This window comes from Kitasatospora sp. NPDC101155 (assembly GCF_044768305.1).
Classification (GTDB): Bacteria; Actinomycetota; Actinomycetes; order Streptomycetales; family Streptomycetaceae; genus Kitasatospora.
The window spans coordinates 1,517-15,063 of record NZ_JBIWPN010000020.1; the positions used below are offsets into that span (position 1 = coordinate 1,517).

Consider the following 13,547-nt stretch of genomic DNA (forward strand, 5'->3'; position numbering starts at 1 on the left):
TCAGTCCTGGGCGTGGTCGGGGTCGTTGCGCAGGGCGGCCTGCACCAGGTCGTCCAGGTCCATCGCGTCGATCGCGTCGGTGTCCTCGGTCTCCTGGGCGGGCGCGTCGTCGGCGAGCCTCAGCAGTGCGTCCAGGACGCCGCTGCGCCGCAGGCGGTCCAGCGGGACGGACTCGACGAGCGCCCGCAGGCGGGCGCGCTCGGGGTCCGCGCCGTCCGTTCCGGCCCCGCCGTCGCCCTCGAAGAGCAGGCCGAGCAGGTGCTCGGCGAGTTCGGTCGGACTCGGGTGGTCGAAGACCAGCGTCGGGGACAGGTCCAGGCCGGTGGCGGCACCGAGCCGGTTGCGCAGCTCGATCGCGCCGAGCGAGTCGAACCCGAGGTCGCGGAAGGCCTTCTCGGGGCCGACGGCCTCGATGCCGGGCAGTCCGAGCACCTCGGCCGCGCGGCCGCGCACCAGCCCGAGGAGGGCGGCGGAGCGGCGGGCCGGGCTGAGCGCGGCCAGTTCGGCGCGCAGCTCGCGGCCGTCGGCGTTGTCCCCGCCGGGGCCCTGCGGGTCCGCGTAGCCGGGGAGTTCGGCGAGCAGCCGGCTCGGGCGGACGGCGGTGAAGGCGCGGACGAAGTGCTCCGGGTCGACGTCGGCGACCAGCGTGGTCGGCGCGGTGTCGAGGACGGCCCGGCGCAGCGCGGCGACCGCGACGGCCGGATCGAGCGGCCGGATGCCGGTGCGGCGGGCGGCCTCGCCGGCCCGGGCGTCGGCGGCCATGCCGCCGCCGGCCCAGGCGCCCCAGGAGAGGGAGGTGGCGGCGAGGCCGTCGGCGCGGCGGCGTTCGGCGAGGGCGTCGAGGACGGCGTTGGCCGCCGCGTAGTTGCCCTGGCCGGGGTTGCCGACGGCCGCGGAGGCGGAGGAGAACAGGGCGAAGACGGCGAGGTCGTGGTCCCTGGTCAGCTCGTCGAGCAGGAGGGCCGAGGTGGCCTTGGCGCGGTAGACGTCCTTGAACCGGTCGGGGGTGAGGCCGTCGATGACGCCGTCGTCGAGCACGCCGGCGGCGTGGACGACGGCGGTGAGCGGGTGCTCCGCGGGCACGGCGGCCAGGACGGCGGCGAGCGCCTCCCGGTCGGCCGCGTCGCAGGCCGCGACGGTGACGGCGGCGCCGGTGGCGGCGAGTTCCTCGCGGAGCTCGGCCGCGCCGGGGGCGTCCGGGCCGCGGCGGCTGAGCAGCACGAGGTGCCGGGCCCCGGCGGCGGCGAGGCCGCGGGCGACCTCGGCCCCGAGCGCGCCGGTGCCGCCGGTGATCAGGACGGTGCCGGTCGGGTCCCAGTCCGCCGGATCACTCACGGACCCGCCCGGCGTGGCGGCCAGACGCCGGCCGAGGACCTCGGTGGGCCGGACGGCCAGCTGGTCCTCCCCGTCCGGGTCGGCGAGGACGGCGGCCAGCAGGGCGCCGGTGCGCCGGTCGAGGCTCGCGGGCAGGTCGATCAGGCCGCCCCAGCGCTGCGGGAGTTCGAGCGCGGCGACCCGGCCGAGGCCCCAGACGGCGGCCTGGGCCAGGCCGGTGACGCGGTCGCCGGGGGCGGCCGCGACGGCGTCCCGGGTGAGGCACCACAGGGGTGCGCTGATCCGGGCGTCACCGAGGGCCTGCACCAGGGCGGCGGTGCGCACGAGCCCGGCGGGGACGCCGCCGTCCGCCGACTCGTCGAGCACGGACTCGTCGAGCGCCAGGAGGGACACCACGGCGGTGATCTCCTCGGCCGCGTAAGGGAGTTCGGCGAGCTGCTTGGCGAGTCCGGCGCGGTCGGCGTCGGCCTCGACGGTCAGCCGGACCGCGTCCGCGCCGAGTGCGGCGAGGACGGCGTCCGTCCAGGCCGGGTCGCCGTGGCCGGCGGGCACGACGGCGAGCCAGGTGCCGGCCGGGGCCGCGGCGCGCGGCCGGTCGAGCGGCTTCCAGACGATCCGCCGGCGGCGGGCGTCCACGGCGGCCTGCTCCTCGCGCCGGTCGTGCCAGTCGCGCAGCGCCGGGAGCACCTGGGCGAGGGCGTCGCCGTCGACGTCCAGGGTGCCGGCGAGCGCGTCCAAGGACGCGGTGCGCAGCACCGTCCAGAACTCCCCGTCCGGGGACGCGGTCGGGGACGCCGCCGGGGCGAACGACTGCTCGGGCCAGTAGCGCTGCCGCTGGAAGGGGTAGGTGGGCAGGTCGACCCGGCGGGCGCCGGTGCCGGCGAAGAGCGCGGACCAGTTCGGCGCGAGCCCGTCGGTGTGCAGGCGGGCGACGGCGGTGAGCAGGGTCGTGCGCTCGTCGCGGCCGTGGCGCAGCGCGGTGGCGGTGACCACCGGGCGGGCCGGGTCGGCGTCCGCCGCCGTGTTGGCCTGGACGAGGGCGGACAGCACGCCGTCCGGGCCGAGTTCGAGGTGGCGGCGCACGCCGCGGGCGGTCAGGGCGGCGACGCCGTCGGCGAAGCGGACGGCCTCGCGGACGTGGCGCACCCAGTACGCCGCCCCGGTGTCGCCGGTCACGACGTCGCCGGTCAGGTTGGACACGAGCGGGATGCGCGGGGCGGCGTAGGCGATGCCCCGGGCGGTCCGTTCGAAGTCGTCGAGCATGGCGTCCATGTGTACGGAGTGAAACGCATGACTCACCCGCAAACGCCTAGTCCTGCGTCCGTCGGCGGCGAATCCGGCGGCGATGCGTTCGACGGCGTCCGCGTCTCCGGACAGCACCACCGACGTGGGCCCGTTGACGGCGGCGATCGAGACGCCGTCCGTCAGCAGCGGCAGCACCTCCTCCTCCGTCGCCTCGACCGACACCATCGCTCCCCCACCGGGGAGTTCGGACATCAACCGGGCCCGAGCCGCGACCAGCGTGCAGGCGTCCTCCAACGAGAACACCCCCGCCACATGCGCCGCCGCGATCTCACCGATCGAGTGCCCCACCACGAAATCGGGCCGCAGACCCCACGACTCCACCAGCCGGAACAGCGCCACCTCCAGCGCGAACAACGCCGGCTGCGCATACCCCGTGTCGTCCAGCAGCTCAGCCTCCGCCGAACCCTCCGCCGCGAACAGCACCGGGCGCAGTGGCCCGGCCAGCCGTCCCTCGAAGCCGGCGAGGACGGCGTCCAGCGCGTCGGCGAACACCGGGTGGGCGGCGTACAGCTCCCGCCCGGCGCCGGGGCGCTGCGAGCCCTGGCCGGGGAAGAGGAAGGCGGTCTTCCCGCCCAGGGCCGAGCCCTGGACGAGCTGCGTCGCGGCCTGGCCGTCGACGAGGGCGTGCAGGCCCTGCGTCAGCTCGGCGCGGCCGGCGGCGAGCACGGCGGCCCGGTGGTCGAGCAGCGTGCGGGTGGTGGCGAGCGAGTGGCCGAGGTCGCGGACGGTCAGCTCCGGGTGCGTGGCGAGGCGGCCGAGCAGCAGGGCGGCCTGCTCGCGCAGCGCGGCGGGCGTCGCGGCGGAGAGCGGTACGGGCAGCGGCCGGTCGTCCGGGCGCTCCTCGGCCGGCTCGGCCGCGGGCGGCGCCTCGACGATCACGTGGGCGTTGGTGCCGCTCGCGCCGAAGGCGGAGACGCCCGCCCGGCGCGGGTGGCCGGTGGCCGGCCACGCGGTCTCCTCGGTGAGGAGCTCGGCGGCGCCGGCCGTCCAGTCGACGTGCGAGGACGGTGTACCGACGTGCAGCGTGCGCGGCAGCAGGCCGTGCTGCATGGCCAGCACCATCTTGATCACGCCGGCCACGCCGGAGGCGGCCTGGGTGTGGCCCAGGTTCGACTTCAGCGCGCCGATCAGGACGGGCCGTTCGCGGTCCTGGCCGTAGGTGGCGAGGAGCGCCTGCGCCTCGATCGGGTCGCCGAGCCTGGTGCCGGTGCCGTGTGCCTCGACGGCGTCGACCTCCGCGGGCGCCAGGCCCGCGTTGGCCAGGGCGCGCCGGATGACGCGCTGCTGGGACGGGCCGTTGGGCGCGGTGATGCCGTTCGACGCGCCGTCCTGGTTGATCGCGGAGCCGCGCAGGACGGCCAGCACGCGGTGGCCCCGGCGCTCGGCGTCCGAGAGCCGCTCGACCACCAGGACGCCGACGCCCTCGGACCACGCGGTGCCCTCGGCGGCGTCGGAGAAGGTGCGGCAGCGCCCGTCCGGGGAGAGCGCCCCCATCTCGCCGAACTCGACGAAACCGACCGGGCTCGACATCACCGTCACACCGCCCGCCAGGGCCAGCGAGCACTCGCCGGACCGCAGGGCCTGGGCGGCCAGGTGCAGGGCCACCAGCGAGGACGAGCACGCGGTGTCCACGCTGACCGAGGGCCCCTCCAGCCCGAGGGTGTAGGAGAGCCGGCCGGAGAGCAGGCTCGCGGACTGCGCGGTCTCGACGTGGCCGAGCTGGCCGATGGCCGGCCGGTAGTCGCCGCTGCCGCCGCCGATGAAGACGCCGGTGTCGCCGCCGCGCAGGCCCGCCGGGTCGATCCCGGCGCGCTCCAGTGCCTCCCACGCGGTCTCCAGGACGAGCCGCTGCTGGGGGTCGACGACCATCGCCTCGCGCGGGGAGACCCCGAAGAAGGCGGCGTCGAACTCGGCCGCGTCGTACAGGAACCCGCCCTGCTGGGTGACGCTGCGCCCGCGCCCGTCGCGGTCGCCGTGGGCGAGCCGGTCGAGGTCCCAGCCGCGGTCCGCCGGGAACGGGCCGATCGCGTCGGCGCCCTCCCGCAGCAGCCGCCACAGGTCCTCGGGCGACCGGACGCCGCCCGGGTAGCGGCAGCCCATGCCGACGATCACGATCGGGTCGTCGGTGTCGGCGGCGACGGCCGAGCGCTCCACCTCCTGCGCCTCGTCGAAGAGTTCGGAGCGGAGGTAGGCGGCGAGGGCCGCCGGGGTCGGGTAGTCGAACACGAGGGTCGCCGGCAGGCGCAGGCCGGTCGCGGTGTTGAGCCGGTTGCGCAGGTCGACGGCGGTCAGCGAGTCGAAGCCGAGGTCCTTGAACGGGTGCCCGGACGGCACGTCGTCGGCGTCGGCGTGGCCGAGCACGGCGGCCGACTCGGCCCGGACGATCGCCAGCAGCGCCTCGGTGCGCTCGGCCGCCGACCGCTCGCGCAGCCCGGCGCGCAGCGCGTCGGCCTTGCCGGAGGAGGCGCTTGCCTCCGCCGGCTCCACGGCGACGCGGGCCTCGGGCAGGTCGGCGAAGAGCCGCGTCGGCCGGGCCTCGGCGAAGGCGGGCGCGAAGCGCTCCCACGCCACGTCGGCGACGGTGACGGCGGGGCCGTCGAGGGCGGCGGCGAGGGCCGTCAGGGCGCGGTCGGGAGCGACGGGCGGCAACCCGTTGGCCCGCAGGTGCGCGGCCAGGGAGTCGGGTGTGCTGCCCGCCCAGGCGCCCCACGCGACGGCGGTGGCGGGCCGCCCGGCGGCGCGGCGTCCCTGGGCGACGGCGTCGAGGAGGGCGCTGGCGGCGGCCTCGTCGGCCCGGCCCTTCACACCCCAGGTGCCGGTGATCGACCCGAACAGCACGTAGGCGTCGAGCTCCCGGTCCGCGAACGCCTGGTCGAGCGCGTCGAGATCGGCGAGCAGCCCGGCGAGCTGGTCGGCGGGCTCTCCGGTCCGGCCCGTGTAGAGGACGGCCGAGAGGTCCGGCAGCCCGAGGACGGCGGCGACGGCCTCCGGGTCGCCGGGCGTGCCGGTGACGAGCGTCAGCTCGGCACCGTACTCGGCGAGTTCGGCGCACAGCCGGTCGACGGCCTCGTCGGCGTCGGCGGTGTCCGCGGCGAGCAGTACCACCTGCCGGGCGCCCGCATGGGCGAGCCAGCGGGCGGCGGGGGCCGCGTGGCCTTCCGGGTCGCCGACCACCAGGACGGTGCCGCGCGGGGTCCACGGGCGCGCCGAGTCGGACGTCGTGGCGCGCACGAGGCGGCGGGCGAAGGCTCCGGCGGGGCGCAGCGCCAGCTGGTCCTCGCCGTCCCCGGCCGTCAGCAGGGCGCGCAGGCGGGCCGCCGTGCGGGCGTCGGGGGCCCCGGGGAGATCGATCAACCCGCCCCAGCGCTGCGGGTGTTCGAGGGCGGCCACCCGGCCGATGCCCCAGGCGGCCGCCTGCGCGGCGTCCTGCGGGGCCTCGGTGTCGCCGACGGCGACGGCGCCCCGGGTGAGGCACCACAGCGGAGCCTCGACGCCCGCCTCGCCGAGGGCGGCGAGCAGGGCGTCCGGCCGGGCGAGCCCGGTGGGCACGCCGCCGGAGGCGGCGAGCAGGGACACCACGCCGGTGATCGGCCCGGCGAGCGGGGCCGGGTCCACAACGTTGTCCCCGTCGACCGCCACCCGCACGACGTCCGCGCCGAGGGCCGCGAGCACCGCGGACGTCCAGGCGTCGTCGTCCCGGTCGGCCGGGACGAGGGCCAGCCAGGTGCCCGGCAGGGCGTCCGGGCCGGTGGGGGCGGTGCAGGGCTTCCAGACCGCGCGGTAGCGCAGCCGGTCGGCGTCCGTCCGCTCGCTCCGGCGGCGGCGCCACGCCGAGAGGGCGGGGAGCAGCGCGCTGAGCGACGTGTCGTCGTCGAGGCCGAGGGTCGTGCCGAGGGCCGCGGTGTCGGCACGCTCGACGGCGGACCAGAACGCGGCGTCCCCCGGGTCGGCAGCGGCGACGGCCTCGGGTGCACGCTCGGGCCAGTACAGCTCGCGCTGGAACGGGTAGGTGGGCAGGTCGACCCGGCGGGCGCCGGTGCCGGCGAGCAGGGCGCTCCAGTCGACCGGCACGCCCGCGACGTGCAGGCGGGCGAGGGCGGTGACCAGGGTGTGTTCCTCCGGCCGGTCACGGCGGAGGGTGGCGGCGGTCACGCTCTCCGCGCCGAGCCCCCGCTCGGCGAGGGCGGCGAGGACGCCGTCCGGGCCCAGCTCCAGGAAGGCGGTGGCTCCCGCCTCCTCCAGCGCCCGGACGCCGTCGGCGAAGCGGACGGTCTCGCGGACGTGGCGCACCCAGTACTCGGGGGTGCACGGATCCGCGCTCGTGTCGCCGGTCAGGTTGGAGACCAGCGGGATCGAAGGAGCCTCGTACGCGAGCCCGTCGAGGACGGCCCGGAACTCGTCGAGCATCGGCTCCATCAGCGGCGAGTGGAAGGCGTGCGAAACCTGGAGCCGCGTGGTCCGCCGGTCGGCGAAGTGCGCCTCGATCGCCTCGACGGCCTCCTCCGCCCCCGAAACGACCACGGACGTCGCCCCGTTCACGGCGGCGATCGACACCGACTCGTCCAGCAGCGGCAGGACTTCGTCCTCCGAAGCCTCGACGGCGAGCATCGCGCCGCCCTCCGGGAGCGCCTGCATCAGCCGGCCGCGCGCCGCCACCAGCGTGCACGCGTCCTCCAGGGAGAACACCCCGGCCACGTGAGCGGCCGCCACCTCGCCGATCGAGTGCCCGGCCACGAACTCCGGTCGCACGCCCAGGGATTCGACGAGCCGGAACAGCGCCACCTCGACCGCGAACAGCCCGGCCTGGGCGTACTCCGTCCGGTTCAGCGGCTCCGCATCCTCGCCCCACACCACGTCCCGCAGCGGCCGGTCCAGGAGCTGGTCCAGCCGTGCGCAGACGCCGTCGAAGGCCTCGGCGAACACCGGGAAGCGGGCGTACAACTCCCGCCCCATGCCGATCCGTTGCGATCCCTGCCCGGAGAACAGGAACGCCGTCGAGCGCTCGGCGGCGACGCCGCGGGCGACCTCGGCGCCGTCCAGCAGCACCGCCCGGTGCCCGAGCGAGGCCCGGCCGACGGCCAGCGAGTGGGCGACGTCCAGCGCGGACGGCCCGTCCACCTCGGCGAGGCGCGCGAGCGAAGCGTCCAGCGCGGCCTCCGACTTGGCGGAGACCGCCCACGGCGCCGCGCCCGCGGTCACCACCGGACCGGCCGGCTCCACAGTGGAAGGCGCCTGCTCCAGCAGGACGTGCGCGTTGGTGCCGCTGACGCCGAAGGCGGAGACGCCGGCCCGGCGCGGGCGGCCGGTCTCCGGCCAGTCCCGGGCCTCCGTCAGGAGCTCCACGGCGCCGGCCGTCCAGTCGACGTGCCGGGAGGGCGCGTCGACGTGCAGCGACTTCGGCAGCAGGCCGTGCCGCATCGCGAGCACCGTCTTGATCACACCGGCGGCGCCGGCGGCGGCCTGGGTGTGGCCGAGGTTGGACTTCACCGAGCCGAGCAGGAGCGGCAGTTCGCGCTCCCGCCCGTAGGCCGCCAGCAGGGCGTGCGCCTCGATCGGGTCGCCGAGGGCGGTGCCGGTGCCGTGCGCCTCGACGGCGTCGACCTCGGCGGCGGTCAGGCCCGCGTCGGCGAGGGCCGCGCGGATCACCCGCTGCTGGGCCCGGCCGTTGGGGGCCGTCAGCCCGTTCGAGGCGCCGTCCTGGTTGACGGCGGAGCCGCGCACGACCGCGAGCACCGGGTGCCCGTTGCGCCGCGCGTCGGAGAGCCGTTCCAGGACGAGCACGCCCGCGCCCTCGGACCACGCGGTGCCGTCGGCGGCGTCGGCGAAGGGCTTGCAGCGGCCGTCCGAGGCCAATCCGCCCTGCGCGGTGAACTCGACGAAGGCGTCCGGGCTGGACATCACCGAGGCGCCGCCGGCCAGGGCCAGCGAGCACTCCCCGGCGCGCAGCGCGCGGGCGGCCAGGTGGAGCGAAACGAGGGCGGAGGAGCACGCGGTGTCGACGGTGACGGCCGGGCCCTCCAGCCCGAGGGTGTAGGAGAGCCGGCCGGACAGGACGCTCGCGGTGTTGCCAGTGGCGGCGTGGCCTCGGACGTCGGCGGTGCCGCGGCGCAGCACGGTGAGGTAGTCCTGGCCGTTGGTGCCGACGAAAACGCCGGTGTCGCTGCCGCGCAGGCGGTCGGGGGCGATGCCGGAGCGCTCCAGGGCCTCCCAGGAGGTCTCCAGGAGGAGGCGCTGCTGGGGGTCCATGGCGAGGGCTTCGCGTGGCGAGATGCCGAAGAAGCGGGCATCGAAGCGGCCGACGCCGTCGAGGAAGCCGCCGTGGAGGGTGGCGGAGCCGCCGCGCCCGAGGGCGTCGAGGTCCCAGCCGCGGTCGGTGGGGAACGGGCGGACGGCGTCGGCGCCGTCGCCGAGCAGCCGCCAGAGGTCCTCCGGCGACTCGATGCCGCCGGGGAAGCGGCAGGCCATGCCGACGATCACGACCGGGTCGTCCGTGACGTCCCGCAGGACCGGGGCCCGGGCGGGTTCGGGCAGGGTGCCGAGGAGTTCGGCGAGCAGGTGGGCGGCCAGGTCCGCCGGGGTCGGGTGGTCGTAGACCAGGGTGGCGGGCAGGGTCAGGCCGGTGGCGGCGGTGAGGGCGTTGCGCAGTTCGACGGTGGTGAGGGAGTCCATGCCGAGGTCGGTGAAGGGCTGGTCCGCGCCGACGCGCTCGCCGCCCGCGTGGCCGAGGACGGCCGCGACGCGGGTGCGCACGAAGTCGAGGACGAACCGCTCCCTGGCCTGCTCGGACAGCTCGGCGAGGCGCTGTCGCAGCCCGGATTCCTGGGCGGCGGCGGCCGGGCGGCCGGCCGGTCCGACCAGCGTGGCGATCAGCGTGGCGATCAGCGGGACGGGCCGCTGCGCGGTGAAGACCGCCGCGAAGCGCTGCCAGTCGATGTCGGCGACGGTGAGCGCGGTGTCGTCGTGGTCGAGGGCGTGTCCGAGGGCGGTCAGGGCACGCTCGGGCGCCATCGGGCCGTAGCCGCCGCGGCGCACCCGCTGTTCGACGCCGGCCCCGGCCATGCCGTCGCCGGACCACGGGCCCCACGCGATCGCGGTGGCCGGGCGGCCGTCGGCGCGCCGCTGCTCGGCGAGGGCGTCGAGGTGGGCGTTGGCGGCGGCGTAGTTGGCCTGTCCGGCGGCTCCGATGGTGCCGGCGGTGGAGGTGAACAGGACGAAGGCGGCGAGGTCGGTGTCGCGGGTCAGCTCGTCGAGGTGGTGCGCGGCGTCGACCTTGGGGCGGTACACCTCAGCGAAGTGTTCGGCCGTCAGGGTGTCGAGGGTGCCGTCGGCGACGATGCCGGCGGTGTGGAAGACGGCGGTGAGCGGCCGGTCGGCGGGGACGGCGGCGAGGACGGCCGCGAGGGCCTCCCGGTCGGCGGCGTCGCAGGCGGCCAGGGTGACGTCGGCGCCGAGGGCGGCGAGGTCGGCGCGCAGCTGCTCGGCGCCGGGGGCGTCCGGGCCGCGACGGCTGACCAGCAGCAGGTGCTCGGCGCCCTGGGCGGCGAGGCGGCGGGCGAGCTGCCCGCCGAGGCCGCCGGTGCCGCCGGTGATCAGGACGGTGCCGGCGGGCGCGTACGGCCGGTCGGCCGGGCGCTCGCCCAGCGGCTGACGCAGCGGGTGGCGCACGAGGCGCCGGGCGAAGGTACCGGAGGCGCGGACGGCGAGTTGGTCCTCGCCGTCGGTGCGGGCGAGCGCGGCGGCCAGACGGCGCAGCGCGGTGTCGTCGAGCTGCTCGGGCAGGTCGATCAGCCCGCCCCAGCGGGTGGGCAGTTCGAGGGCGGCGGAGCGGCCGAGGCCCCAGACGGCGGCCTGCCGGGGGTCGGCGGGGCGGTCGGAGCGGCCGGTGGCGACGGCGCCGCGGGTGAGGCACCACAGCGGGGCGGTGAGGTCCGCGTCGCCGAGGGCCTGGACGGCGGTGACGGTGGCCGCGAGCGCGTCGTCGCCGAGGGCGAGCAGGGACAGGACGCCGGTGATCTCCCCGACGGTGGCCTCGCGCAGCTGGGAGGCGAGCGCGGCCCGGTCGCCGGAGACCCGGAGGGTCACCCCGTCGACGAGCCCGTCCACCCACGGCGCGTCGTCCGATGCGAGCACCAGCCAGCGGCCGGACGGCCGGGCCGCGGCGCCCGTGGCATCGAGCGGCGTCCAGGAGGCGCGGTAGCGCCAGGCGTCGACGGTGGAGCGCTCGCGCCGGGCGCGGCGCCAGGTGGAGAGGGCGGTCACGGTGTCGCGGTCGAGGTCCAGGCCGGTGCCGAGCGCCCCGAGGTCGCCGCGGTCGACGGCGGCCCAGAACTCGGCGTCCACGGGGTCGGATCCCACCGCCGGGACGGACCGGCCCTCCGGCCAGTAGCGCTCCCGCTGGAACGGGTAGGTGGGCAGGTCGGCGCGGCGGGCGCCGGTGCCGGCGAAGACGGCCGCCCAGTCCGGGCGCAGGCCGCCGACGGCAAGCCGGGCGAGCGCGGCCGTGAGGGCCGGGACGCCGGGCCGGCCGCGGCGCAGCGCGGGCACGCCGGTGAGGCGGGCGCCGTCGCCGAGGGTGTCGCGGGCGGCGGCGGTGAGGACGCCGTCCGGGCCGAGTTCGAGGAAGGCGGCGGCGCCGTGGCTCGCGAGGGCCTGGACGGCGTCGGCGAAGCGGACGGTGCCGCGCACCTGCCGGGCCCAGTACGCGGGGGCGGCGAGCTCGTCGGCGGCGGCGGGTGCGCCCGTGACGGTGGAGATCAGCGGGATCGCCGGGGCGTCGTAGGTGAGCGTGGCGGCGACGCGGGTGTAGGCGTCGAGCATCGGCTCCATGTACGGGGAGTGGAAGGCGTGCGAGACGCGCAGGCGCTTGGTGCGCCGCCCGACGAACTCGCCCGCGACACGGAGGACTTCGTCCTCGTCGCCCGCGAGCACCACCGACCTGGGCCCGTTGACGGCGGCGATCGAGACGCCGTCCGTCAGCAGCGGCAGCACCTCCTCCTCCGTCGCCTCGACCGACACCATCGCTCCCCCACCGGGGAGTTCGGACATCAACCGGGCCCGAGCCGCGACCAGCGTGCAGGCGTCCTCCAACGAGAACACCCCCGCCACATGCGCCGCCGCGATCTCACCGATCGAGTGCCCCACCACGAAATCGGGCCGCAGACCCCACGACTCCACCAGCCGGAACAGCGCCACCTCCAGCGCGAACAACGCCGGCTGCGCATACCCCGTGTCGTCCAGCAGCTCAGCCTCCGCCGAACCCTCCGCCGCGAACAGGACGTCCCGGACGGGCCGTTCGTAGGCGAGGTCGAAGCGGGCGAGGACGGCGTCCAGCGCCTCCGCGTACACCGGGTACCGGTCGTACAGCTCCCTGCCCATGGCCGGGTACTGGCTGCCCTGGCCGGTGAACAGGAACGCCAGGCCGCCGGCGGCCGCCCGGCCGGTGACGAGGGCGGTGTCCGGCAGGCCGTCGCGCAGGGCGGCGAGCGCGCGCCGGAGTTCGGCGCGGTCGCCGGTGGTGACGGCGGCCCGGCGGTCGAGCGCGGTGCGGGTGGTGGCGAGGGAGAACGCCAGGTCGGCGAGCGGCAGTTCGGGCTGCTCGTCGAGCGCGGTGAGCACCTGCCCGGCCTGGGCGCGCAGCGCCTCGTCGGTACGGGCGGACAATGTGAAGGGCACGGTGTCGCCGTCCGCCGGCGCAGCCGCCACGACGGCGGCCGGTGCCTGTTCGAGGATCACGTGCGCGTTGGTGCCGCTCAGCCCGAAGGAGGAGACGGCGGCCCGGCGCGGACGCCCGGTCTCCGGCCAGTCACGCGCCTCGGCGAGGAGCTCGATGGCGCCCTCCGTCCAGTCGACGTGCGTGGACGGTCGGTCGATGTGCAGGCTCGCCGGGAGCACGCCGCTGCGCAGCGCGAGCACGGTCTTGATGACGCCGGCCACGCCGGAGGCCATCTGGGTGTGGCCGATGTTGGACTTCACCGAGCCGAGCAGCAGCGGCAGTTCGCGGTCCTGGCCGTAGGTGGCGAGGAGCGCCTGGGCCTCGATCGGGTCGCCGAGCCTGGTGCCGGTGCCGTGGCCCTCGACCGCGTCGACCTCGCCCGGGGCGAGCCGTGCGCCGGCGAGCGCGGCACGGATCACGCGCTGCTGGGCGGGCCCGTTGGGCGCGGTGAGGCCGTTGGAGGCGCCGTCCTGGTTGACGGCGGAGCCGCGCAGGACGGCGAGCACCGGGTGGCCGAGCCGCTCGGCGTCGGAGAGGCGCTCGACCAGGACGAGGCCGACGCCCTCGGCGAGGCTCATGCCGTCGGCGGCCTCGGCGTAGGCCTTGCAGCGGCCGTCCACGGCCATCGCGCGCTGGCGGCTGAAGCCGACGAACGCGTTGGGCGTGGCCATCACGCTGACGCCGCCGGCGAGGGCGAGGGAGCTCTCCCCGTTGCGCAGCGACTGGCAGGCCAGGTGCAGGGCGACGAGCGAGGACGAGCACGCGGTGTCGAGCGTGACGGCCGGGCCCTCGAAGCCGAAGGTGTAGGAGAGCCGGCCGGACAGGACGCTCGGGATGGTGCCGGTGACGAGATGGCCCTCGGCGCCGTCCTGGGCGGAGTCGCCGGGGCTGTAGTCCTGGTAGCTGGCGCCGATGAAGGTACCGGTGAGACTGCCGCGCAGGGCGGACGGGTCGAGGCCGGCGCGCTCCATGGCCTCCCAGGCCGTCTCCAGGAGGAGGCGCTGCTGCGGGTCCATGGCGAGGGCCTCGCGCGGGGAGATGCCGAAGAACGCGGCGTCGAAGTCGGCGACGTCCTGCAGGAAGCCGCCGCGCACCGAGTAGGTGCGGCCGGGCGTGTCCGGGTCCGGGTCGTACAGCCCCTCGGTGTCCCAGCCGCGGTCGGCCGGGAACTCGGTGATGGCGTCGCCGCCCGAGG

1 protein-coding gene (cut by a window edge) is annotated in these 13,547 nt (G+C 77.0%); it reads right to left on the reverse strand.

What is annotated here, in order from left to right:
• Positions 1–13,547, reverse strand: partial view of a type I polyketide synthase gene (locus tag ACIRYZ_RS26800; RefSeq protein WP_402948863.1) — the final stretch only. The gene runs 14,497 nt beyond the window's last position; 13,547 of the gene's 28,044 nt are visible here — the last part of the coding sequence; its start codon lies beyond the right edge, outside the window; the stop codon is at positions 1–3.